The organism is Pseudarthrobacter sp. PvP004, assembly GCF_017876035.1.
Taxonomy (GTDB): Bacteria; Actinomycetota; Actinomycetes; order Actinomycetales; family Micrococcaceae; genus Arthrobacter; species Arthrobacter aurescens_A.
Genome location: NZ_JAGINL010000001.1, coordinates 3429257 through 3451511 on the forward strand (window position 1 = coordinate 3429257; position 22255 = coordinate 3451511).

Annotated in this window: 22 protein-coding genes; 11 read left to right on the plus strand and 11 right to left on the minus strand. The window is 63.1% G+C overall.

What is annotated here, in order from left to right:
• Window positions 1–3 precede the first annotated feature (3 nt).
• The gene (locus J3A64_RS15400; protein WP_210064759.1) at window positions 4–945 is read right to left on the minus strand and encodes a LysR family transcriptional regulator; all 942 of its coding nucleotides are present in this window, start codon (window positions 943–945) and stop codon (window positions 4–6) included.
• 71 nt (window positions 946–1016) lie between these two features.
• Here J3A64_RS15400 and J3A64_RS15405 point away from each other — a divergent pair, with 71 nt between their 5' ends.
• A complete protein-coding gene (locus J3A64_RS15405; protein WP_210064760.1) occupies window positions 1017–2765 on the plus strand; it encodes an L-aspartate oxidase in 1749 nt (582 codons plus the stop codon).
• A 9-nt stretch (window positions 2766–2774) separates the two neighbouring features.
• Here the strand turns inward: J3A64_RS15405 and J3A64_RS15410 are convergent, their stop codons facing one another.
• The 4 genes from J3A64_RS15410 to J3A64_RS15425 are packed head-to-tail and all read right to left on the minus strand — an operon-like array spanning window position 2775 to window position 6094.
• A complete protein-coding gene (locus tag J3A64_RS15410) occupies window positions 2775–3008 on the minus strand; it encodes a DUF6480 family protein (protein WP_011773322.1) in 234 nt (77 codons plus the stop codon).
• Between the two features lie 35 nt (window positions 3009–3043).
• Window positions 3044–3919: an SMP-30/gluconolactonase/LRE family protein gene (locus tag J3A64_RS15415; protein ID WP_210064761.1), complete on the minus strand. Its 876-nt coding sequence runs from the start codon at window positions 3917–3919 to the stop codon at window positions 3044–3046.
• A gap of 10 nt (window positions 3920–3929) precedes the next feature.
• Window positions 3930–5387, minus strand: coding sequence for an MFS transporter (locus J3A64_RS15420; RefSeq protein ID WP_210064762.1), 1458 nt, complete (start codon window positions 5385–5387; stop codon window positions 3930–3932).
• Window positions 5384–6094, minus strand: a complete 711-nt coding sequence (locus J3A64_RS15425) for a TetR/AcrR family transcriptional regulator (protein WP_210064764.1) — start codon at window positions 6092–6094, stop codon at window positions 5384–5386. The genes J3A64_RS15420 and J3A64_RS15425 overlap by 4 nt, the downstream gene beginning before the upstream one ends.
• Window positions 6095–6248: 154 nt before the next feature.
• Here J3A64_RS15425 and J3A64_RS15430 point away from each other — a divergent pair, with 154 nt between their 5' ends.
• Entirely contained in the window at window positions 6249–6992 is a 744-nt protein-coding gene (locus J3A64_RS15430; RefSeq protein WP_014920640.1) for a DUF2306 domain-containing protein, read from the plus strand.
• On the opposite strand, the gene J3A64_RS15435 is transcribed toward J3A64_RS15430, so the two are convergent.
• Entirely contained in the window at window positions 6989–8278 is a 1290-nt protein-coding gene (locus J3A64_RS15435; protein WP_011773318.1) for an adenylosuccinate synthase, read from the minus strand. The two genes, J3A64_RS15430 and J3A64_RS15435, sit on opposite strands and share 4 nt — an antisense overlap.
• A gap of 445 nt (window positions 8279–8723) precedes the next feature.
• On the opposite strand from J3A64_RS15435, the gene J3A64_RS15440 reads away from it, so the two are divergent.
• Window positions 8724–9356, plus strand: a complete 633-nt coding sequence (locus tag J3A64_RS15440; RefSeq protein WP_011773317.1) for a hypothetical protein — start codon at window positions 8724–8726, stop codon at window positions 9354–9356.
• Between the two features lie 97 nt (window positions 9357–9453).
• Here the strand turns inward: J3A64_RS15440 and J3A64_RS15445 are convergent, their stop codons facing one another.
• A complete protein-coding gene (locus tag J3A64_RS15445; RefSeq protein ID WP_210066180.1) occupies window positions 9454–10446 on the minus strand; it encodes an ABC transporter substrate-binding protein in 993 nt (330 codons plus the stop codon).
• Between the two features lie 198 nt (window positions 10447–10644).
• Here J3A64_RS15445 and J3A64_RS15450 point away from each other — a divergent pair, with 198 nt between their 5' ends.
• From J3A64_RS15450 to J3A64_RS15460, 3 genes are read left to right on the plus strand one after another with little or no spacing between them, the layout of a single operon-like run.
• A complete protein-coding gene (locus J3A64_RS15450) occupies window positions 10645–11739 on the plus strand; it encodes an iron chelate uptake ABC transporter family permease subunit (protein ID WP_374100551.1) in 1095 nt (364 codons plus the stop codon).
• The gene (gene fepG / locus J3A64_RS15455; protein ID WP_210064767.1) at window positions 11736–12815 is read left to right on the plus strand and encodes an iron-enterobactin ABC transporter permease; all 1080 of its coding nucleotides are present in this window, start codon (window positions 11736–11738) and stop codon (window positions 12813–12815) included. Before J3A64_RS15450 ends, fepG begins: the two co-directional genes overlap by 4 nt.
• Window positions 12812–13633 carry an ABC transporter ATP-binding protein gene (locus J3A64_RS15460; RefSeq protein ID WP_011773313.1) on the plus strand — a complete coding sequence of 274 codons (822 nt, stop codon included), beginning with the start codon at window positions 12812–12814 and terminating at the stop codon, window positions 13631–13633. The genes fepG and J3A64_RS15460 overlap by 4 nt, the downstream gene beginning before the upstream one ends.
• 70 nt (window positions 13634–13703) lie before the next feature.
• Here the strand turns inward: J3A64_RS15460 and J3A64_RS15465 are convergent, their stop codons facing one another.
• Together J3A64_RS15465 and fbaA are read right to left on the minus strand one after the other, a co-directional pair.
• Complete coding sequence (locus J3A64_RS15465) at window positions 13704–14126, minus strand: DUF3151 domain-containing protein (RefSeq protein ID WP_011773312.1); 423 nt, start codon at window positions 14124–14126, stop codon at window positions 13704–13706.
• Window positions 14126–15145: a class II fructose-bisphosphate aldolase gene (gene fbaA, locus J3A64_RS15470; protein ID WP_014920636.1), complete on the minus strand. Its 1020-nt coding sequence runs from the start codon at window positions 15143–15145 to the stop codon at window positions 14126–14128. Before fbaA ends, J3A64_RS15465 begins: the two co-directional genes overlap by 1 nt.
• A gap of 353 nt (window positions 15146–15498) precedes the next feature.
• Here fbaA and J3A64_RS15475 point away from each other — a divergent pair, with 353 nt between their 5' ends.
• Window positions 15499–16473 (plus strand): hypothetical protein, encoded by a 975-nt coding sequence (locus J3A64_RS15475; RefSeq protein ID WP_286176356.1) that lies wholly within the window; start codon window positions 15499–15501, stop codon window positions 16471–16473.
• Window positions 16474–16508: 35 nt separating this feature from the next.
• Here J3A64_RS15475 and J3A64_RS15480 read toward each other — a convergent pair whose 3' ends face one another.
• A complete protein-coding gene (locus tag J3A64_RS15480; protein WP_011773309.1) occupies window positions 16509–17195 on the minus strand; it encodes a TrmH family RNA methyltransferase in 687 nt (228 codons plus the stop codon).
• 52 nt (window positions 17196–17247) lie between these two features.
• The gene (locus J3A64_RS15485) at window positions 17248–18471 is read right to left on the minus strand and encodes a hypothetical protein (RefSeq protein ID WP_210064771.1); all 1224 of its coding nucleotides are present in this window, start codon (window positions 18469–18471) and stop codon (window positions 17248–17250) included.
• A gap of 261 nt (window positions 18472–18732) precedes the next feature.
• On the opposite strand from J3A64_RS15485, the gene J3A64_RS15490 reads away from it, so the two are divergent.
• From J3A64_RS15490 to J3A64_RS15505, 4 genes are read left to right on the plus strand one after another with little or no spacing between them, the layout of a single operon-like run.
• Entirely contained in the window at window positions 18733–19554 is an 822-nt protein-coding gene (locus tag J3A64_RS15490; RefSeq protein WP_035761154.1) for an HAD-IIA family hydrolase, read from the plus strand.
• 11 nt (window positions 19555–19565) lie between these two features.
• Window positions 19566–20270: a tyrosine-protein phosphatase gene (locus J3A64_RS15495; protein WP_011773306.1), complete on the plus strand. Its 705-nt coding sequence runs from the start codon at window positions 19566–19568 to the stop codon at window positions 20268–20270.
• An 11-nt stretch (window positions 20271–20281) separates the two neighbouring features.
• Window positions 20282–21520: a sensor histidine kinase gene (locus tag J3A64_RS15500; protein WP_210064773.1), complete on the plus strand. Its 1239-nt coding sequence runs from the start codon at window positions 20282–20284 to the stop codon at window positions 21518–21520.
• 48 nt (window positions 21521–21568) lie between these two features.
• Entirely contained in the window at window positions 21569–22252 is a 684-nt protein-coding gene (locus tag J3A64_RS15505) for a response regulator transcription factor (RefSeq protein WP_014920632.1), read from the plus strand.
• Window positions 22253–22255: the final 3 nt, after the last annotated feature.

Here is a 22255-nt window from a genome sequence, read left to right on the forward strand (position 1 = left end):
CCGTCAGTGACGTGCTGTTGGCGTGACCAGCCGTGCAAGGTCGGTGCCGGGCGCCGCTAGTCGATCCACTGTGCTGAAGATGAACTCCTGCATTGCTGCTGCGGCTGCTGATGGTCCAATGTCGTTGCGCCGGGCCAGGTTGACGGTGCGTGACAGCGAGGGATTGACCAGGCGGGCGCTGCGCAGTCCGGGCCGGCCGATGACGACCATTGCCGGCACCACCGCCACGCCCAGTCCCCTTTCCACGAAGCGCAGCACGGCGTCCATCTCGGCGCCTTCCACGGCGATCACAGGTTCCAAGCCGCTGGCGGAGAACGCAGCCTCGGTGGCCATCCGCAGATCATAGCTACGGTTGAAAGCCACTTGCGGAATGCGCGCCAACTCTTCCAGGGTGAGTTCTTCCGGCGAAGCCGATCCGGCGGCGGAGACAACCACCAGTTCCTCAGTCAGCAACGGAATCAGTTCAGTGCCCTGCACGGCGGGGTCCGTTCCACGGGTGACCACCAGAGCCAGGTCCAGTGCGCTTTCATTGAGGGCATCCACCAGGAAACGGGAGCCGCCTTCAGTGATGTGCAATTCCACTCCGGGATGCGCGCTTCGGAAAGAGGCCAGTACGTCAGCCACCAGTGAGACGCACAGGGTAGGTGGGGCGCCCAGGCGGATGCGGCCCCGGCGCAAACCTGCAAGCTCGTTCATCTGCTCCCGTGCCGTCTGCGCGTCACCGAGCATGCGGCGGGCGATGGGCAGGAGGAGCTCCCCCGCGTTCGTCAGGGTCGCCCCGGACGGTCCGCGGTGGAAAAGAGCCATTCCAAGATCGGCCTCAAGAGCTGCGATCTGCCTGCTGAGAGAAGGTTGCGCGAGAAACAGTTGCTCGGCTGCGCGTGTGAAATGGCCCACTCGGGCGATCGCCTCGAAGGAGCGTAACTGCTCTAGCTTCATGGTCATAGCATAAATGCATCAACTTCACTCGAACAATTCATTGGATACATGATGCGGCTCCTTCTAGCGTTGACAGCATGAACCTCAACACCATTCCAGAACGCCTTATGTCTACCTCCGTGCTGGTCATCGGCACTGGCGGCGCCGGCCTGCGCGCGTCAATTGAACTCGCCCAACAGGGGGTGCAGGTGCTGGCCGTGGGTAAGCGTCGCAAGCATGACGCCCACACGAGCCTGGCCGCCGGTGGCATCAACGCTGCTTTGGGCACTATGGATCCCGAGGACAGCTGGCAACAGCACGCCGCCGACACCTTGCGGGAGTCCTATTTCCTGGCCGGCCCGTCCATCGTCGAGACAGTAGCCCGCAACGCGGCCCGCGGTATCGAGGACCTTGAACAGTGGGGCATGCCGTTCGCCCGGGAGGAGGATGGCCGCATCTCACAGCGCTTCTTCGGCGCCCACAAATATCGCCGCACCGCCTACGCAGGGGACTACACCGGCTTGGAGATCCAGCGCACGCTGATGCGCCGGGCCGCAGAGTTGAACGTGCCAATCATCGACACCGTCTACATCACACGGTTGCTCGTCGCTGACGGCACCGTCTTCGGCGCATATGGATTCGACATCGTGGACGGCACCCCCGTGCAGATCCACGCCGATGCGGTGATCCTGGCCGCAGGCGGACATACCCGCATCTGGCGGCACACATCGTCCCGGCGCGATGAGAACACCGGGGACTCCTTCCGGCTGGCCGCCCTGGCCGGAGCGCGGATCCGCGACGCCGAGCTGGTTCAGTTCCACCCTTCCGGCCTGTTGGAGCCCGACGACGCGGCCGGTACGTTGGTCTCCGAGGCAGCGCGCGGAGAAGGAGGCATCCTCACCAACGGCCTCGGTGAGCGCTTCATGGAACGCTACGACCCCGAACGCATGGAACTTTCCACCCGTGACCGGGTTGCGCTGGCCGCATTCACCGAGGTCGCCGAAGGTCGCGGGACCGAGAAGGGCGGCGTTTACCTGGACGTCTCCCATCTGCCACGGGAAACCATCATGGAAAAGCTGCCACGGGTCTACCGCACCATGATCGACCTGCAGATGCTGGACATCACCACCACCAAAATCGAAATTGCGCCCACCGCTCATTACTCGATGGGCGGGGTCTGGGTTGCACCGGAGGACCACGGAACGGGAGTGAACGGCCTCTACGCAATCGGCGAGGCATCCTCCGGGCTGCACGGCGCCAACCGCCTCGGCGGCAATTCACTGATTGAGCTCCTCGTCTACGGACGTATTACCGGCGAGCATGTGGCCGACTACGTCCATTCGCGTACCCATATCGTCCGGGATCCCGCCGCTGTGGGAATAGCCCGCGGGGAAATGCAGTCACTGCTCAGTGACCGCGGAACAGAGTCGGCACGGCGACTGCAGCGCGAACTACGCAACCTCATGACCGAACACGCCGGGGTGGTGCGCACCGAACAGGGACTGGAACAAGGACTCGCTAAGCTGACCGCTTTGGAGGAACGCGCCCAGCTCGTTACCGCCCACCCGGACATCGCAGGGTTCGATGACCTGGCCCACGCCTACGACCTTCTCGGCTCCCTGCTGGCAGCACGAGCCACCCTTGAGTGCGCCCTTGAACGCCGCGAAACCCGCGGCGCCCACAACCGTGCTGACTTCCCGACGGCAGATCCCTCGCTGCAGGGGAACTTTGTCTGGTCAACAGATGAAGGCGTCAGCTTCGAAAGCCTGCCGCCCGCTCCGGATTCCTTCCGAGCCCTGGCCCAGGCCAACGCGGACGACTCCGTCGCTGGGAAGCTCGTCGAGTAAAAGGGAGATCTAGTCGAAGAAACCCACGATGTAGCCGATGAAGAACAGCAGCGTGAGCAGCACGCCGGCACCGATGGCAGCCAACCAGAAAACCTGAGTGCCCTTCCTGGGGCCGCCCTCGTCGTGGCCTTGGGGACCGGCGGTGGAGGCTTCGCCAGGAGGGGTCTCCCCTGGCGGCACTCCTCCGCCCGGCTCCAGGCCAGTGATCTTGTCTTCGTATGGGTCGGGGTTGCTGCCTGACACGTTCACTCCCTTGATAGCAGTGGCGGGTGCTGTGTTCAGGGTACTCTCATGGTGGTGTCCCGCGTCGAGGTCCGCAGCCGGTACAACGACGTCGTCGCCGTCATGTAAAGGTCGCGCCCATCGGGCCCACCGAAGCACACATTGGAGACTCTTTCCGGAATCTCGACGGCGGCCAGCAGCGCACCGTCGGGGGCATACACGCGCACTGACGATCCCGCGGACGTCCACACCCGGCCTTCCACGTCCACCCGGAACCCGTCCGAAGCCGCGTCGTCCTCGAGTTCAACGAACGTCCAACCCTGTCCACATGCTCCAGCCTCAACCGGATAGGCAGCGATCCGGAACGGCACTCCGTGGCCCCGGCCCGCCGTGTCAGCCACGTACAAAAGGGATTCGTCCGGTGAAAACGCAAGGCCATTAGGGTGGACCAAATCCGTGACCACCGGAGTCAGTTCCTGCGTTTCCGGGTCGAAGCGGAACACGTAGCAGCCGCCGTACTCCTGTTCGCCCTCATGTCCTTCCACCGTTCCCGGCAGGATTCCGTAGGGAGGATCGGTAAACCAGACCGTGCCATCCCCGGCCACCACAACATCGTTGGGCGAGTTGAGCCGATGCTCACCGAACGCTTCAACGATCGGCGTCACCACGCCGTCGTGGTCCCGCTCAACGCGCCTGCGGCCGTGGCTGCACTGCACCACGCTACCGTCACGGTCCAGCGTGCGCCCGTTGGTGTATTCGACGCCGGTGGCATACTCGCTGGTCGCGCCGGTGGCGGGCGTGAACTCGAGGATCCTGTTATTGGGGATGTCGCTCCAGCGAACGGTCTGTGACTGCGGAACCCAAACAGGGCCCTCCGCCCACACGGTGCCTTCGAACAATTTTTCCAAGGGGCCGGTGATCAGTTCTTCCATGTGTTCGAGACTAGTCGTTGGCAGGTTCCGAGCTGGGCTTCCGTGCCGGTGCATCGCTGCTGCGCTTTCGGTCGGCGGGCATCACAAGAACCGCCACCACAGTGAGGACGGCGCTGACGAGCACAGCCAGGAAGACGGCCGAGGACGCATTGACGGTGGTTTGTGAATCGGGGCCGCCGCTGGGTCCGTTGGCATAAATGGCGTTGGCAAAGGCACCGAAAACGGCCACGCCGATGGAGCTGCCGATTGAACGCGCAAAGAGGTTGGTGCCCGTGACTACGCCGCGTTCATTCCATTCGACGCTGGTTTGCGCGGCAATGAGGCTGGGCGTTGCTACCAGCCCCAGACCGATCCCAACAATGAAGCAAGCCATTGCCACCAGCAAAATGTTGGGCGTAGGGGCGGTGAGGGCAAGGACGGCCGTGCCGATCACCGTGATCACGATGCCGATGATGGCCGTGTTCTTAAAACCGATCCGGAGGTAGAACCGGCCGGCCTGCGACGCACTGATGGGCCAGCCGATCGTCAACGCCGCCAAGGCGAGGCCCGCCAGAAGGGGTGACGTGGACAGTGCACCCTCAAGGAAAGTGGGGACGTAGGAAGTGATGCCAAGCATGACCGCACCTACACCGAAGGCGACCATCGCCGTCGTCGCCAGCAGTCTGCGGGAGACAACCCAAGGTGGCAGGACCGGCTCCGCCGCCTTCCTTTCCACCAAGAGAAAAGCAACCAACAACACGGCTCCGCCGGCAAAAACGCAGATGCTGATCGTCGAGTCCCAAGCCCATGCTTGGCCGCCCTGAAGGGCCCCGAGGATCAGCAGGCTCAACGAAATGGTCAGCAGCCCTGCTCCCAAGTAATCGATGCGGTGCTTGGTCCGCTCCACGTTCTCGTGGAAAGTGCGGAGGAGCATCCATCCCGCCAGCAGGCACAGCGGGATGTTGATCAGGAAGATCCACCGCCAGATTCCCAGCGAGGCGAAGACACCTCCCAGAGTGGGTCCTACAACCGAGGAAACAGCCCACACACTAGCCAGATATCCCTGGACTTTTGCCCGCTCCGCCAAGGTATAAATGTCGCCGGCAATTGTGATTGCCACGGGCTGGACCGCCCCCGCCCCGAGTCCTTGGAGCACACGGAAAGCAATGAGAGCCGGCATGCTCCAGGCCAGCCCACACAAAATCGAGCCGAGCAGGAAGAGCCCAATTCCACCCAGGATCATCGGCTTACGGCCCACGACGTCAGAGAGTTTGGCGTAAACAGGTACGGACACTGCCTGCGCCAACAGGTAGGCCGAAAACAGCCACGGGAATGAGGCGAAACCGCCGATGTCCTCCACAATGGACGGCACGGCCGTGGCAACAATGGTGGCATCAATCGCCACCAGCCCAGTGGCCAACATCAGCGCAATCAGAATGGGCCCACGCCGGGAACGGAACCCGACTCCGTCGTCAATCGCTGTGCTCATCGGTGATTACCCCCGTCTGATGTCCACTTCTGCCGGTGGAGCCGTTCGAATCCGTCCAGGAGCAGGTCCAGGGCAAACTCGAACTCGAATTGGTCGTCGCAGCCGCTGCCCACCACGGACTCATCATCATGTGCCGCCGTTACGGCGATCCTGAAGAGACTAGGGTAGTTCTCCGCCATCTGCCGTGCCATGGCGGCCTGCATTTCCGGTTGATCCGGGCCCGGTTCCGCCGGGTCATCAAAGACTTCCTGGGTGAATCCCCACATTCGGCTACCCATGGCGTGCATCACGTGGTGCGTGAGGTCCTCAGAGAAACCTCCGGCCAGGAACATCCCCGCAAAGCTGTCCATGTACCCGAGTACGGCAGGCGTCACGGTAGTGCGGGACTCGATCACGGGACGTGCCCAGGCGTGCCGCAGGAGTACTTGCCTAGCCGAAAGGACCCGCTGCCGGACTGCAGACTTCCACGGAGCACGCGCAACGGGAGCTTCGATTTCGCCCACCATGGTGTCCACCATGCCGCCAAGGAGTTCTTCCTTATTGGCGACGTGCTTGTAGAGAGCCATGGGAACAACGCCAAGCTCCTGCGCCAGCCTGCGCATGCTGAGCGCTTCGATCCCCTCAGTGTCCGCCAGGGCAATGGCCGAGCGCAGCACACGGTCACGGTTCAGGGGAAGCCGCCGCGGCGTCTCCACTAGCTGGGTCATGGGAATTCCCTTCTTCACACTCAGCCACGGCTGTTTAGGCCTTGACAGGTATACAGCGTACACCTAGTGTTTGGTCCACAGAGGTGTACACCGTACACCTAGCCCACACGGTGATAGAAGAACATCCAACAACCCAAGAACGCAGGCAGCAGCCATGACATCCACAACCACCCCCTCGGCGCGGAGCCGCGGCATCAATTGGGGCGTGCCCGCAGCGCTGATCATCCTCAGCCTCATCCCGGTGATCGCCGGCGCGGCGCGCCTCACCCAACTCACCGGCGGCGCAACTGTGACGCCTGAGAACGCCAGGTTCTTCGCTTCGCCCATCCCGGTGGTGACCCATATCGTCACAGTCACCGTGTACAGCCTGCTGGGAGCGATTCAATTCGTCCCCGCTCTTCGACGCGTTAACCCGCGTCAACGCGGCTCCCAACCTCAGCGGCGCACACGGTCCTGGCACCAGGCAGCCGGGCGCGTCCTGGTTCCGGCAGGGCTGCTAGCTGCCTTGTCCGGCCTGTGGATGTCCGTGTTCTACACCCTCCCGGAAACCGACGGCCAGTCCCTCCTGGTTCTTCGCCTGATCTTCGGCTTCGGAATGCTGGGAAGCATCATGCTGGGTCTGCTGGCGATACGCCGGCGGGACTTTGCTGCACACGGTGCATGGATGACGCGAGCCTACGCAATCGCCGTGGGAGCCGGGACGCAGGCGCTGGTTCTGCTGTCATGGATGCTGATCGTAGGCCCCACTGACCAGACCGTGCGGGCTGTGCTCATGGGGGCGGCCTGGGTGATCAATCTGGTGGTGGCCGAGTACTTCATACAGCGACGGCGGGCCGCCCGTAAGTTCCGTGAGGAACCTCGGGCGACCCGCCGTCGTCGTGAACTCAAGAGTGCTTAGTCGTTGATCAGATCGTGAACAACGATTGTCTGATCGCGGTCCGGTCCGACGCCGATGGCCGAGAAACGTGTGCCGGAGAGCTTTTCGAGGGCCAGCACGTAGTTGCGCGCGTTCTCCGGCAGGTCCTCCAGGGTGCGGGCGCCGGTGATGTCCTCGGTCCAGCCGTCGAAGTACTCGAAGATGGGCACCGCGTGGTGGAACTCGGTCTGCGTCATGGGCATTTCATCGTGGCGCACGCCGTCAACGTCGTAGGCAACACAAACCGGGATCTGTTCGATGCCCGTGAGGACGTCCAGCTTGGTGACGAAGTAATCCGTGAAGCCGTTGACGCGGGAAGCGTGGCGGGCCAGGACGGCGTCGTACCAACCGCAGCGGCGGGGACGGCCGGTGTTCACACCGAACTCGCCACCGGTCTTCTGCAGGTAAACGCCCATCTCGTCGAACAGTTCCGTGGGGAACGGGCCGGCGCCAACACGCGTGGTGTAGGCCTTAATGATGCCGATGGACCGCGAAATGCGGGTGGGGCCAATGCCCGAGCCAACGGACGCGCCGCCGGCCGTCGGGTTGGACGAGGTGACGAACGGGTAGGTGCCGTGGTCTACGTCCAGGAACGTTGCCTGGCCACCTTCCATGAGCACAACCTTGCCCTCATCCAGGGCATTGTTCAGTTCAAGGGTGCTGTCAATGACCAGCGGGCGCAGGCGCTCGGCGAAGGACAGGAAGTACTCCACGATCTCGTCCGCAATGATGTCGCGGCGGTTGTACACCTTGACCAGGAGTTCGTTCTTCTGACGAAGCGATCCTTCCACCTTCTGGCGGAGGATGGACTCGTCAAAGACGTCCTGGACGCGGATGCCCAAGCGGGCCACCTTGTCCATGTACGCCGGACCGATGCCGCGACCAGTGGTACCGATTGCCCGGCTGCCAAGGAACCGTTCAGTCACCTTGTCCAGGACCTGGTGGTACGGGGCAACCAGGTGGGCGTTGGCCGAAACGCGCAGGCGGGATGTGTCCGCGCCCCGGGCTTCGAGGCCATCGATTTCCTGGAACAAGGCCTCAAGGTTCACCACGCAGCCGTTGCCAATAATGGGGATGGCATTAGGGCTCAGGATGCCCGCGGGAAGGAGCTTCAGCTCATACTTCTCACCGCCAACAACCACGGTGTGCCCGGCGTTGTTACCGCCGTTGGGCTTGACCACGTAGTCAACGCGGCCACCGAGCAGATCGGTTGCTTTGCCTTTGCCTTCGTCGCCCCACTGGGCTCCGACGATCACGATAGCGGGCATGGGATCCTCCCCCATTCTTTCGGGCCCAGACCCAGCCGGATGACCAGGACTCGACGCCGTACATGAGAATGCCCCGACGTTAGCTGGTGCAGCCGGCACTGGGCACGGCATACGCAAGAGTTTCGGGGCTCTTACCAGCCAAGTTTAGCCGATGACAACGGTTTCTCTGGTGTTTGGCTGGTGTTGGGGCGGAGTTGTGGATAAGTCAGGGATGGGTGCGCGCCATGTATTGCCGTCGAGAGCTGCCCGCCGCCGTGGAGATGCCGGCCACGTTTCCGGGCAACACGCCGCGTCGCATTCGAAAGGCGCGCCGAAGCGGGCCCCGTTCACGTCCATAGTCCGGTAAGGTTAGTTAGCCCCCAACAGCACCCTTTGAGGTTTGGCTGCGGCATGCCCGCGGCACCTTGGAACGGTGCGCTGTAACACCTAGGAGACCTAACCCCTGATGCAAGAACTGGCGACTGAATCACCCGAAGAAATCCTCTGGAACCGCCGCTATGAACCGCACATCGCCGAGGTCAACGAGCTGTGCGACTCCATCAAGGTCCAGAAGCCGGGCAGCGAGGTCCTTTACATCGACCCCGCCCACAGCATGGATGACTGCCGCATCGTCAGCCTTTTCTCCAATCAGCGCACCAATACCGGCGAAGGTTTCATCACCCCGGGTGACGAGGAAGCCACTACCCGCATGCTCGGCATGCAGTGGCAGCTGGGCCTCCGCCCCGAGCTCATGATGCCCTGGAACGCGTACCCGTGGATCGAACCCACCGAGGAACCGGGCAAGCTCACGCCGGCCAACATCACCGAGGGACTCAAGCCGCTCCTGCGTCTCCTTCAGCTCCTTCCGCGCACGTCCGCTTTGGTGGCACACGGCAACGAGGCACACCGCCTGGCCGACCAGCTCATGAAGGCCGCACCGGCCAGCATCGCCCGCCGCGGGTTCAAGACCTTCAAGGTCCGCTCGCTCGGCGGCCGCTCCTTTGCCGGCACCCCGGCCCGCCAGCAGGAATACCTGGATGCCATCCACGGCGCCTACGCCGAGGCCATGGCACGCACGGGAATCCCCCGCAAGGCCTAATTACCAGCAATAACGACGGCGGCCCTCACCTTTCCGGTGAGGGCCGCCGTCGTTGTTGGGGTGCTTGTGTTGGGGGTGCTTGTGTGAGCTGGCGGCGTTAGCCGACCAGCATGCTGCGGAGGTCCTTCAGGATCAGCTGCGCACCGGTGGGGCCGAGGCCGAGGAACCAGACGTCGTCGCTGACTGACTTTGCCTGCCCGGCTTCCACTGCGCCGAGCTTGGGCCATACGGCACCTTCAACCACGGAGGTTTCTCCGGTTGCTGCGGGATCACCGTAGCTGCTGTAGAAGATCCAGTCGGCATCGCCTTGTTCAATGTTCTCGGCCGAAATCTCGGCGGCAAGTTCATCGATGTTCTGGTTCTCCGGGCGGGCAAGGCCGGCATCCTTCAAGATGACGCCGATCAGCGATTTGTTTGCGTACAGGCGGATCTTGCCCGGCAGGAAGCGCACCAGGGAGATCTTGGGGTCGCCCTTCACGTCTGCCTTGAGGGCGTCTGCTGCTGTTTGGTAGTCGTTGAGCGCCTTGACGGCCTTGTCTTCCTCGCCCAGGGACTTGCCCACCAGGAGGAAGTTTTCCTTCCACGGGAAGCCGGGGCGGATGCTGAAGACCGTGGGAGCGATGGCGGACAGTTGCTTGTACAGCTTGTCAGCACGGAGCTGGCTGCCCAGGATCAGGTCCGGCTTCAGCGCAGCGATCGCTTCCAGGTTGAGGTCCTGGATGGTGCCCACCGACTCCACGTCTTTGACCTTGTCGGCCAGGTAGGTGGGGACAGGGTTGGCGCCTTCGGTGGTAGCCATGCCTACCGGGGTGATGCCAAGGGTCACGACGTCGTCCAACTCACCGGTGTCGAGGACCACAACGCGGGTGGGCTTCTTCTCCAGGGTGGTCTCACCGTTGGCGTGCTTGAGGGTGCGGGGGAAGACGCCGGGGGCAGCGTCCGTGCCGAGCTTGGCCGTTTCCTGGTCCGCGGTAGTGAACTTGGAACCACCCGTGGCAACATCGGCGTTGCCGGCGGTGGAGCCGGAGCCACCACTGGTGCCGCAGCCCGCGAGGAGACCCACCGCCACGGCAGCGCCGGCCACCTTCATGGCAAGCTTGCGCACTGCAGATTTGCGACGAGGGGAGGCCTTGCGCGGCTGTACTTCAAAATCGTCATTTTTCACTGGGTAAGGCTAACCTAATTAAGGCACACATTCGTGACGTTGTGACGACAGTCACGGACTGGCCACCCATTACTGCCCCACCTCTCCGGAATGGTCCCCTGTTGTGTCCCCACTGACGGCGTTATGTCCCAACTGACCGCCCCCGCGCCCAAGCCGCGCCACGGCGGGCCAGCCACCGTCGCCCTCCCGGCCAACAGCGCGGCCCCACGTTCCGGCGTCGTCAATAAGTCCCGCTGGCGGATCCTCTTCCTGGTCCTTGCCGCGGCAGTCCTCTTGGGCGCCGCGATCCTAAGTCTGGGCGTGGGAGCCAAATTCATCCCGGCGTCAACAGTCCTTGAAGCGTTCACCAACCCCCAGGACACGGCGGATCACGCCATCATCCTTCAGAATCGGCTGCCGCGTACTCTGATGGGCATCGCCGTCGGGGTTGCCCTGGGCGTCGCCGGCGCGCTCATCCAAGCCATCACGCGGAATCCCCTGGCAGATCCGGGCATCCTGGGCGTCAACGCGGGCGCTTCCTTTGCCATCGTGATCGCCATTGGCGTCTTTGGGATCGGCTCTCTCAGTGGCTACATGTGGTTCGCCTTTATTGGCGCCATCCTGACCACTGCTGCCGTGTACCTGATTGGTACCTCCGGCAGGAACGTGGTGAACCCTATCCGGCTGACTCTCGCGGGTGTTGCCTTGGGTGCGGTCCTCACAGGTATTGGCTCCGGACTCACCCTCCTGAACCCCAAGGCCTTCGATCACCTGCGCTCGTGGAGCATCGGCTCGTTGGACACACGGAGCATGGAGTCGGTGGTGACCGTGGCGCCGTTCATGGGCGTGGGCTTGCTGGTGGCGCTGTTCTGCGTCCGCGGGCTCAATGCCGTGGCACTGGGCGACGACCTCGCCACGTCCCTCGGCGCCAACGTCAACCGGACGCGCATCCTGGGCGTCGTGGCCATCACCCTCCTCAGCGGAGCCGCAACAGCCGGTGCCGGTGCAATTGGTTTTGTGGGGCTCATGATTCCGCACGTAGCCCGCTGGATCGTGGGACCGGACCAGCGCTGGATCATGGCCACCACAGTGATCCTCTCCCCCATCCTGCTCCTGGTGTCGGATGTTGTGGGCAGGGTTGCCGCACCAGGTGAGCTCCAGGTTGGCGTGGTGACGGCGTTCATCGGCGCGCCGGTGCTTATCACCTTGGCGCGGCGTCGGAAAGTGAGTGGGCTGTGAGTCGCCTCGAACCCGGCCGTTTGGAAGTCGGGGCCCGCGTCGACTTCGGCCGGCCTACTGCCTTGGTGCGCAACCGTACTCTGAGCGTCCGGTTCGATGTCCGCAGCATCCTCGTCTGCATACCACTTGTTCTGGCAGCGCTAACCGTGGCCGTCGTTTCGCTCGCAACGGGCGACTACGACGTCTCCGTGCCCCAAGTCCTGCAGGCCTTTACAGGCGATGCGCCGGGACTGGCCCAAACCATCGTCATGGAGTGGCGCCTCCCCCGCGTTCTTTCGGCACTTGTGTTCGGCGCGGCCCTGGGAATGAGCGGTGGCATCTTCCAATCCATGACCCGCAACCCGCTGGGCAGCCCGGACATCATCGGCTTCAACACCGGGGCGTATACGGGAGCCTTGATCGTGATGCTGACCGTTGGCGGCGGCTACCTTGGCGTCGCGGTGGGAGCCCTTGTTGGCGGAATCCTCACAGCGCTGGCCGTGTACCTGCTCGCCTACCGTCGCGGCTCCCAAGGTTTCCGGCTCATCATCGTGGGCATCGGCATCAGCGCGATGCTGGCCGCCTTGAACCACTGGCTGATCCTGCAAGCGGAACTGGAGGCTGCTTTGGCGGCAGCTGTCTGGGGAGCCGGGACCCTCAACGGCATCACCTGGGAGCAAGCGGCGCCTGCCGCCGTCGTGGTTGTTGTGGTTGGCTTGTCCACGCTGGCAGTGGCGCGTCGGATGCAGCTTCTGGAAATGGGCGACGACGCCGCCCGCGCCTTGGGCGTCCGGGCAGAACCGACCCGTTTGCTGTTGCTGATCCTGGGCGTCGCGTTGACGGCAGCCGTCACCGCCGTGGCCGGACCCATCGCGTTCGTTGCCCTGGCCGCACCGCAGCTTGCCCGTCGGCTGACCCGCAGTGCCGGCATCACCCTGGTCCCCTCCGCGGTGATGGGCGCGTTCCTCCTGGTGGCCAGCGACCTCGCGGCACAGCGCTTGTTTGCTCCGATCCAACTGCCCGTGGGTGTTGTGACCGTGTGCATCGGCGGTATCTACCTCGTCTGGCTGCTGGCCAAGGAAGCAAGGAAATCATGAGCCTCACCACTGCCGCGCCGCAGCTCCACGCCGACGCGTTGACCATCGGCTACGAGCAACGCATCATCTCCGAGAACCTCAATGTGCGCATCCCCGAGGGGCAGTTCACGGTGATCGTGGGGCCCAACGCCTGCGGTAAGTCCACGCTGCTGCGCGCCCTCGCACGGCTGATCAAGCCCAAGAGCGGGCAGGTGCTGCTGGACGGGAAATCTGTGACATCGCTGCCTGCAAAGGAACTTGCCCGGCGTCTGGGTCTCCTCCCGCAGTCGTCCATCGCCCCCGACGGCATTACCGTGGCGGACCTGGTGGCGCGTGGCCGGTACCCGCACCAGAAGCTGCTCCGGCAATGGTCTGAGTCCGATGAGATTGCCGTGGTTGAGGCGATGGAGGCCACCGGCGTATCGTCGTTATCCGGGCGGCTGGTGGACGAACTGTCCGGAGGCCAGCGGCAGCGAGTGTGGGTGGCCATGGTCCTCGCCCAGCAGACCCCGCTCATGCTCCTGGACGAGCCAACCACGTTCCTTGATATCGCCCACCAGATCGAGCTGTTGGAACTCTTCCGCGAGCTCAACCTGGACAAGGGCCACACCCTTGTTGCCGTGCTGCACGACCTCAACCACGCCAGCCGCTACGCAGACCACATCATCGCCATGAAGGACGGTGCCGTGGCCGCCGAGGGCGCTCCCGCGGACGTGATCACTGAGTCGCTGGTGGAAGAAGTGTTCGGCATGGCCTGCCGGATCATTGACGACCCCGTGACGCACACGCCGCTGGTGGTCCCGCTGGGCAGGCCGCGGCACTCAGCCGTTACGGACTAACGTTCCTCACGACGACGGCGACCCTCGCCTTTTCGGTGAGGGTCGCCGTCGTTTGCTTTGCTTTGACGCCTTAGCGGGCTTCGAGTGCTGCCTTGGCCTTGGGGTCCGAGTCGTTCAGGAACTTCTCGATCCGCTCCGGCTCTTCAGCTTCGCCGATCGCCGACGCTGCACGGCCCAGCGCGTAGAGCGCACGCAGGAAGCCCTGGTTGGGCTCGTGCTCCCACGGGATGGGACCGACGCCGCGCCAGCCATTGCGGCGCAGGGAATCCAGGCCTCGGTGGTAGCCGACACGGGCGTAGGCGTAGGACTCGATGGTCCGGCCTTCCGCCCAGGCTTCCTCTGCGAGGATGGCCCACAGAAGAGACGACGTGGGGTTCTTCGCCACCAGGTCCAGCGCTTCGTTGCCGAGAGCCAGGTGCTGGTAGATCTCGGTTTCGGCGGGCAGGAGCGTGGGCTCCGGCCCCATCAGGTTCTTCCGGAATTCGTCGGACATTAGAAGGTCTTGCCAACCGATCCGAGCTGCTGAGCGGCTTCGACGATGCGCGCGGCCATGCCGGCCTCTGCCGAAGCGCCCCAGACGCGGGGGTCATAGGTCTTCTTGTTGCCCATTTCTCCGTCGACCTTGAGGACGCCGTCGTAGTTGGAGAACATGTGTCCGGCAACCGGGCGGGTGAACGCGTACTGGGTATCGGTGTCGATGTTCATCTTAATGACACCGTAGGAAACGGCGTCAGCGATTTCCTGCTCGGTGGAGCCCGAGCCGCCGTGGAACACGAGGTCGAACGGGTTTTCCTTGCCGATCTTGGCGCCAACCTCGGACTGGATCTGCTTGAGCAGTTCCGGGCGGAGCTTCACGTTGCCCGGCTTGTACACGCCGTGCACGTTTCCGAAGGTCAGCGCGGTGAGGTAGCGGCCGTTTTCGCCGGCACCGAGGGCCTCAATGGTGGCGAGGGCGTCTTCGGTGGTGGTGTAGAGCTTCTCGTTGATTTCGTTCTCAACGCCGTCCTCTTCGCCACCGACGGTGCCGATTTCAACTTCGAGGATGATCTTGGCAGCTGCGGCGCGTTCCAGCAGTTCACGGCCGATGCGCAGGTTTTCGGGGAGGGCCTCGTGCGAGCCGTCCCACATGTGCGAGTTGAAGATCGGGTCCTTGCCGGCCTTGACGGCTTCCTCGGAAGCGGCCAGCAGCGGGAGGACGAAGTCCGCCAGCTTGTCCTGCGGGCAGTGGTCCGTGTGGAGGGCGATGTTGACGTTGTAGTTCTTGGCAACTTCGCGGGCGAACGCGGCGAAGCCGAGGGAACCGGCAACCATGTCCTTGATGGAGGCGCCGGACCAGTAGGCTGCGCCACCGGTGGAAACCTGGATGATGCCGTCGGATTCGGCCTCGGCGAAACCGCGGATCGCAGCGTTCAGAGTCTGCGACGACGTCACGTTGACCGCGGGGAAAGCGAATCCGCCAGCCTTTGCGCGGTCGATCATCTCGGAGTAAATCTCTGGGGTTGCAATGGGCATGGTGACTCCTATGCTGAATTCGTCTGTGGGTTGGTAACCCTGGAGTAGACCGCTTACGGCTAGCACCCATCCTAGCGATATCCGCCGGGACGCCGTGTTTCGGGTCACTGAGGGTCCTTAACACTTCCGCCGAGTCGGCATTTATCACGGCTACACGGTTTCATCCAGACGATGGATATACTTTTCGGATGGAGAACCCCTTGAGCGCAAACAACCACCCCCGCCCAACGTCGGCCCCATCCGACCCGCCCGCCCCGCCTTCTCCCCCTGCCTACGGCGCCTATCAGCAGCCCAACGTCCCATATCAGCAGCCGGGCACAATCCCTCCTCAGCCGAAACGCACACTGAACCGTATGGTGATCATTGCCATCGCAGCCGGTGCGGCGGTAGTCCTGGCGGCCGCCACAGTTGGGCTGGTCCTCCTGTTTTCGCCGGCAGCAGACGGCGGCCAGGCTGCCACAACTTTTTACCAGGCCCTCAAAGACGGGGATGCCAAGAAGGCGTTGAGCGTATCGGATCCGGGCGTCCCGGAGAATGAGGCGGTTCTCCTCCAGGACAACATCTACAAGGCCGCGGGTCAGCACATTGACGGCTTCCGGATCCTTGAGTCAAAAGGGGAGTACGTCAGGGCGGAGGTAACCCAGAACGGCCGAAAGCAAGAGGACATCCTGATGATGACCAAGTCACCGGACGGCGAATGGAAGGTGGGGCCCAAAAACTTCCAGAAAATCCGGCTCAGTTCCAATCGTCCTGTGAAGTCTTTCACCGTTAACGGTGTGGACGTAGCGGCCCCTGACTCAGGGAGCGCATCGCCAGATTCCCAGCTGCTCCTGCCGGCTTTTCCCGGTGAGTACAAACTCGGTATATCCGGGGACAAGTACGCAACAGTTGAAGAGAAGAAAGCCTTGGTCAGCATCGACCGGAGGATTTCCGACACTTTCCAAAGCCTGAAGGTGCTGCCCAGCCAGCTCCTCCTGGATGAGACCAAGGCTCTTCTCCAAAAAAAGCGGGATACATGCATCGCGTCCGCTTCGGCCACTGCGAGGCAGTCCTTCAGCAGCGGTTGTTCCGGGTTTAATCTCTACGAATCCCGCCCCACCCAAAATGTGAAGTGGACCATCGACGAAGAGCCCACCTTCACGCTCTCCCTGTCCAGGGATATTTGGTATATCCAGCCGGAGGGAAAGGGCAAAGCCACAGTTAGCTACGAAGTGAACCGCGGCACCGAGGCCGCCCCGAAATGGGAGCCTCATAGTGAGGTTATGGAGCCCCGTATCTCAGGTGAGATCCACATCGTCGACGGAAAAGCCACTCTCAAAGATTATTAGAAGGACAGTTGCCCGGGCCGATAGTGACAGCTCGCCTAGCTGACAGGCTGTTGGAACACGTGCCGGCGAACCCAGGCGTGCATGGCAATGGCTGCGGCGGAGGCCGCGTTCATGGACCGGGTGGAGCCGAACTGCTCAATCGACAGCGTCGCGACGGCGGCATCGTGCACCTCGGGCGTCAGGCCCGGGCCTTCCTGCCCGAACACCAGGACGCAGTTCTTGGGCAGGTCGTAGGTCTCCAGCGGCACGGAATCCGGGAAGATGTCGATGCCGATCACGGCAAGGCCCTCCCCTTCGGCCCACTGGACAAAGTCCTCAACAGTGGGGTGATGGCGGACGTGCTGGTAGCGGTCGGTGACCATGGCCCCGCGACGGTTCCACCGGCGTCGGCCAATAATGTGGACCTCTTTGGCGAGGAAGGCGTTGGCGGTCCGCACAACGGTGCCGATGTTGAGGTCGTGCTGCCAGTTCTCAATCGCGATGTGGAAGTCGTGCCGCTTGGAATCAAGGTCCGCCACGATCGCGTCGTGCTTCCAGTAGCGATACTGGTCCACCACGTTGCGGCGGTCACCATCCCTCAACAGGTCCGGGTCCCAGTGCTCGCCAACCGGCCACTCGCCCTCCCACGGCCCGACGCCGACCTCCGGTTTCGCTTCCGCCTCGCCCTCCGCGGTGGTTTCGGCAGGCGTGGGCAGGGCTGTATTGGGGGGAAGGTCAGTCACCCCTCAACTTTAGCCCTGCCCGGTTGCCCGTCTTGGCGCCCTGTGAGGGTCCTTAGGCCATCTTCCACTTGTTGATGCGGTAGGAGTTGCCCAACTGCTCAAAGAGTCCGGGGTGGGCGTCCCAGTATTCCTTGTGGCCGCTGACGCCAAGCATCTGCGGGGTTCCCCACGGTGTCACGGAGAACAGGTTCACAGCCTGGATCTGTTCGCCGCGGGCGTTGGTGCAGGTGAATCCGATGACCACAGCCTCGCCGCGTCGGAACTCACGGATTTCCGGCATGGTGGTCTTGAAATCGGCCGTGCACTTGTGGCCCACAAGATTCTGGGGCAGTTCGGAAGCGGTCATCCCCTTGAAACGGGCTTCAATGTCCTGGATGGCTTTCTTGATCTCCGCCGGATCCTTGCCGAACTTGCCTTCCTCGGACTCCGCGAAGAAGGCATAGGCGAGCGCGATCCCGTCGCCGTCAGCCTCCACCGTGCCTTGGGCCTTCTTCTGGATCTCCTCGCCAGTGGTGGGGTCCTTGGTGATGCCGAACGACTCATCGTGGGTCCACTCGGCCAGGTACTGGAAGGACGATTCGCCCGTGACCCACTTGCTGAACAGGGGATCACCGTCGGCCGGAACATTGCTGGGTCCGGCCAACTCGTCCCAGCCTGCGGGCAGCGGAATGGCGTCTGCGGGGATTTCGGAGGATGCCGAGGCCTCGCCGGAGGGTTCAGCAGAAGGCTCGGCGGCTGCCTCGGAGGCTTCATCGGAGGACGTCACCGACGGCAGCGGAGTATCAACGGCCACAGGTTTGGTCATCGACGGAATCAGCCACGTGAACGTCACCACCAGCGCAATGATCACGACGACGGCGACACCACCCAGGATGAGGAACAGCGACTTCTTGTTGTGGTCGCCTGGGTTCTGGCCGGGTCCACCGGGTTGGCCTGGGTAGCCCGGCTGGCCGGGGTATCCGCTGCCCGGCGGCGGGAAGCCCGGCTGTCCCTGCTGTGCTTGGGGATAGCGGTGCACGGTTTCGGCGTATTCGCCGTCGGGGTGTTGCTGGGGTTGCTGCGCGGCGAACGCCTGGGTAGGGGCGTGTTGGGCGGGGAAGGCTTCAGTCTGGGCTTCGGGCTGATACAAGGGCTGAGTCTGCCCGGGCTGGTACTGGCTGTACTGGTCCTTGCCGGTGTCGTAATGCGGCTGCGGCACGCCGTCCGGGTTGTAGGGAGGCTGCGGCACGCCCTCGGGGTTCGAGGGAGGCTGCGGCACTCCGTTGTTGTTGCTCATGACAGGCCCTTTCACATGCGGTAAGTGGGGACCTGCTGGAGCGCGGCAACATCATGAATCCACCATGTCGATCCCCCGACCCATGGTGGTGGCACACCAGCGCCGCAACCAGCGTAGTCCAGCCCAACGCAACACACGCAAGTCACAAGAGTTATCCACATGGGCAGAACTTCCCACATAAGGGGGCTTCCAGGATGTTGGGGCAGCAGATTGATGAAAGACTGGGTGGCAGTGCATGAACAATCCCAGCCGGAGGCAAATATGGCAGAAGAAACCACGTCCACATCGGTTTATCGGAACGGCCACGAAATCGAATGCTGGCTCACGGACATGGACGGCGTCCTGGTTCATGAAAACCAGGCAATCCCCGGAGCGGCTGAGCTCATTCAGCGCTGGGTAGACACGTCCAAGCGCTTCCTGGTTTTGACCAACAACTCCATCTTCACTCCCCGCGACCTCGCAGCACGCCTGCGCGCGTCCGGCTTGGAAGTCCCCGAAGAGAACATTTGGACGTCAGCACTGGCCACCGCCCAATTCCTCAAGGATCAGGTCCAGTCCTCGGATTCAGGCAACCGCGCTTACACCATCGGCGAAGCCGGGCTCACTACCGCTTTGCACGAGGCCGGGTTCATCCTCACGGACACCGACCCCGACTTCGTGGTCCTCGGCGAAACCCGCACCTACTCTTTCGAAGCGATCACCATGGCCGTCCGACACATCCTGGCCGGCGCCCGCTTCATCGCCACCAACCCGGATGCCACCGGCCCCTCCAAGGACGGCCCCATGCCGGCAACCGGTGCCATAGCCGCCATGATCACCAAGGCCACGGGCCGCGAGCCCTACATTGTGGGCAAGCCGAACCCCATGATGTTCCGCTCCGCCATGAACCAGATCGACGCCCACTCCGAGACCACGGCCATGATCGGCGACCGCATGGACACGGACATCGTGGCCGGCATGGAAGCGGGCCTGCACACGGTCTTGGTGCTCAGCGGCATCACGCAGCGGGAAGAGATCGTGTCCTTCCCGTTCCGGCCCAACCAGATCCTGAACTCCGTGGCCGACCTCAAGAGCCAGATCTAAGGGGACAAACAATGGCTGTGCTCAATCTGCGTCCTTTGGCCGGTGGTCGAATACTCAGGGGAAGCCAGCCGTTCGGTTTGGACGCCGCTGCAACGCACGGTTTCTTGGCGGAGCACGGCATCCAGGCAATTGTGGACCTGCGGAGTGAGCTTGAACGCTCGTTGGTTCCGTGGCTGGTTCACGACGACGGCGGCGAGCCTGCCGCCGTCGTCCAGCCCGCCGTCGAACTCATCCATAATCCGCTGGACCCGAACGCCATTGCGGGGTCCCTCCAGGCCGTGGAAACGGCCGAGGACCTCGGCGATCTGTATTTGGGCTGGATCCGGCTGCGGCCGGAGTGGGTGGGAGATGCACTTCGACCTGCCGCCCGCGGCAAACGCACGCTGGTTCATTGTTCGCTGGGCAAGGACCGGACCGGTGTGGTGTCCGCGATTGGGCTCCTCGCCGCCGGCGGAACCGAAGACGACGTGGTGGCGGACTACGCGGCAACCACAGCCAACCTTCCCGACGTCTTGGAGGTCATGGCCGAAACGTGGCGCCTGAGCGTCCCTTCCACACCAGCCGAGTACTTCAGCCCGGACCTCATGATCCTGCAGAGCCCGGAAGCTGCCATGCGGCACTTTCTGGCCGGCTTCGCACGCGAGTTCGGGGACGTTCGGAGCTTCCTGCGCGAGGCGGGCCTCACCGCCGTCGAGGTTGAATCGCTGGCTCTGTAATACTTGGGTGGATGAGTAGGACGAACTGGCTCGCTGACGTCAAACCCCTGCCTGGAGGGTGGATTCTTCGCTCGGCTATCGTCCTGGCAACCTTGCTTTTCCTGGCGTTGGGTATTCGCTGGCAACAGCACGATCTTTCGTCGTTTCAGGGATGGTTGGAGCTGGTAGTCCCGTACCTGCCGCTCCTCGCGCTCCTCATCGGTGCCATGCAATCCGCTGTTGCCTGGTGTCTGTCCTTGGTCCTCATCATGGTCTTGGGCGGAGACGCGTCCCTTGTGGTGGCCATGATCTTCCCCACGATGGTGGTGGTGGCCTTCTGTTCCTTCCTTCTTCCGTGGAAGCTGGCCATCAATTTCTCGCTGTTCGTGCCCAGTGTCTTGCTGGGTTTGTACATATCAACGCCGGAGATGGCCAACCAGCCGGCAGTGCTGCTGGCGCTGGTGGTCTTCCTTGCCGCCGCGGCATGGCGCAGCGTCAACGTTTACCGGCATCGCTACGAGCAAAGCACGCACCACATCCGCGATTTGCAGGAGCAACAGGCGCAAGTCCGCAGCGAGGAACGAACACGCCTTGCCCATGAGCTTCACGACATCGTGGCCCACGACGTGACCATCATTGCCATGCAAGCGCGGCGCGCTGAGTTTGTGAACGACCAAGCGAAGACGTCCCAAATCCTGGAGGGCATCGGGAATGCAGCGCAGCAGACGCTCCAGGATCTGCGCAGCCTGGTGACCCTCCTGAAGGAAGAGGAAAGGGAGGAGCCGGGAGGCGGTTCACAGCTACTGGACCGTGAAGGACAGGCCGCTGATTTTCTGGATGCTCCTGCCATGTCCGGTGAAACCACCACCGCCGTTGGATTGGTTCACGATCTCGACGGAGTTGTGGAAGCACTGGACCGCGCGGGCTTCCAGGTGAGCCTCGTGGTCGAAGGCGAAGTAGCCCGCATCCCGGCAAGCCTGCGCCAGGCGCTTCGCCGGACGGTGCGGGAAATGGGAACCAATGTGCTTAAACACGCCGACCCGTCCGGGGTAGTGGATCTGCGTTTGACTGTAGGGGCCGATCGCGTTCAGCTTGCTTCGGAGAACACAGTCTCCACCGCCGAGCCGATCATGTCTTCCAAAACCGGGCTTGAGGCAATGAGTGCCCGCTGCGAAGTGTTCGGAGGATTCATGGACGTCGGCCTCAGCGAGGGGCGGTGGACCACCGCGGTGTCCATCCCGCTGGAAGGGCTGGCGTCTGCGGATGCCTGAGCGCGTTTGTGGGAGGATTGGCTCGAGGACTGACATTGGGGGATCAGTATGACGCGGGTTTTGTTGGTGGATGATGAGCTGTTGGCGCGGGAGATCCTGCGGGATTATCTCTCGTCCGATTCGTCCATCGAAGTGGTCGGTGAGGCGTCGGATGGGCGCGTGGCCGTGGTCCAGGCAGCCTCGCTCCGCCCGGATGTGATCCTGATGGATATGCAGATGCCGGTGATGGACGGCGTTGCTGCAACGGCCCAAATCCATGCCGAGTTCCCGGACATCGCCATCCTGGGTTTGAGCACCTTCTCCACCGATCGCTACGTGGTGGACTTACTGCGAGCTGGGGCATCGGGATACCTGGTCAAGGACACGCTGCCCAAGGAAATCACCGCCGCCATCCACACTGTGATGGCCGGCGAATCCGTATTGTCTTCCAAAGTGACGCGGCATGTGGTGACAGGACTCGCGGAGTCCGTCCCTGCCGAAGTCGTTCCGGACCCCAAGCTCGTGGACGCGCTGACCAAGAAGGAGCTGGAAGTGATCCAGCTACTCGGACGTGGAATGAGCAACCGTGAGATGGCTGCGGAGCTCTTCGTGACAGAGTCCACCATCAAAGCACGCTTCGTGAACGTCATGGAGAAGCTCGGTGTGCGGGACCGCGTACAGATCCTTGTGGCCGCGGTCGAAGGAGGGCTGGTGGACCTTAGCCCCGGTTCTCGGACAGGGCTGGATTCCTGAAGT

What these genes read in the sequence shown, in the direction of transcription:
- J3A64_RS15445 (WP_210066180.1), bottom strand. Translation starts at nt 10,446, where the DNA reads ATGAAGGTGGCCGGCGCTGCCGTGGCGGTGGGTCTCCTCGCGGGCTGC.
- J3A64_RS15460 (WP_011773313.1), top strand. Translation starts at nt 12,812, where the DNA reads ATGAGCCTCACCACTGCCGCGCCGCAGCTCCACGCCGACGCGTTGACC.
- J3A64_RS15425 (WP_210064764.1), bottom strand. Translation starts at nt 6,094, where the DNA reads ATGACCCAGCTAGTGGAGACGCCGCGGCGGCTTCCCCTGAACCGTGAC.
- J3A64_RS15475 (WP_286176356.1), top strand. Translation starts at nt 15,499, where the DNA reads ATGGTGATCATTGCCATCGCAGCCGGTGCGGCGGTAGTCCTGGCGGCC.
- J3A64_RS15415 (WP_210064761.1), bottom strand. Translation starts at nt 3,919, where the DNA reads ATGGAAGAACTGATCACCGGCCCCTTGGAAAAATTGTTCGAAGGCACC.
- J3A64_RS15450 (WP_374100551.1), top strand. Translation starts at nt 10,645, where the DNA reads ATGTCCCAACTGACCGCCCCCGCGCCCAAGCCGCGCCACGGCGGGCCA.
- J3A64_RS15440 (WP_011773317.1), top strand. Translation starts at nt 8,724, where the DNA reads ATGCAAGAACTGGCGACTGAATCACCCGAAGAAATCCTCTGGAACCGC.
- J3A64_RS15495 (WP_011773306.1), top strand. Translation starts at nt 19,566, where the DNA reads ATGGCTGTGCTCAATCTGCGTCCTTTGGCCGGTGGTCGAATACTCAGG.
- J3A64_RS15465 (WP_011773312.1), bottom strand. Translation starts at nt 14,126, where the DNA reads ATGTCCGACGAATTCCGGAAGAACCTGATGGGGCCGGAGCCCACGCTC.
- fbaA (WP_014920636.1), bottom strand. Translation starts at nt 15,145, where the DNA reads ATGCCCATTGCAACCCCAGAGATTTACTCCGAGATGATCGACCGCGCA.
- J3A64_RS15420 (WP_210064762.1), bottom strand. Translation starts at nt 5,387, where the DNA reads ATGAGCACAGCGATTGACGACGGAGTCGGGTTCCGTTCCCGGCGTGGG.
- J3A64_RS15435 (WP_011773318.1), bottom strand. Translation starts at nt 8,278, where the DNA reads ATGCCCGCTATCGTGATCGTCGGAGCCCAGTGGGGCGACGAAGGCAAA.
- J3A64_RS15505 (WP_014920632.1), top strand. Translation starts at nt 21,569, where the DNA reads ATGACGCGGGTTTTGTTGGTGGATGATGAGCTGTTGGCGCGGGAGATC.
- J3A64_RS15490 (WP_035761154.1), top strand. Translation starts at nt 18,733, where the DNA reads ATGGCAGAAGAAACCACGTCCACATCGGTTTATCGGAACGGCCACGAA.
- J3A64_RS15430 (WP_014920640.1), top strand. Translation starts at nt 6,249, where the DNA reads ATGACATCCACAACCACCCCCTCGGCGCGGAGCCGCGGCATCAATTGG.
- J3A64_RS15405 (WP_210064760.1), top strand. Translation starts at nt 1,017, where the DNA reads ATGAACCTCAACACCATTCCAGAACGCCTTATGTCTACCTCCGTGCTG.
- J3A64_RS15500 (WP_210064773.1), top strand. Translation starts at nt 20,282, where the DNA reads ATGAGTAGGACGAACTGGCTCGCTGACGTCAAACCCCTGCCTGGAGGG.
- J3A64_RS15485 (WP_210064771.1), bottom strand. Translation starts at nt 18,471, where the DNA reads ATGAGCAACAACAACGGAGTGCCGCAGCCTCCCTCGAACCCCGAGGGC.
- J3A64_RS15400 (WP_210064759.1), bottom strand. Translation starts at nt 945, where the DNA reads ATGACCATGAAGCTAGAGCAGTTACGCTCCTTCGAGGCGATCGCCCGA.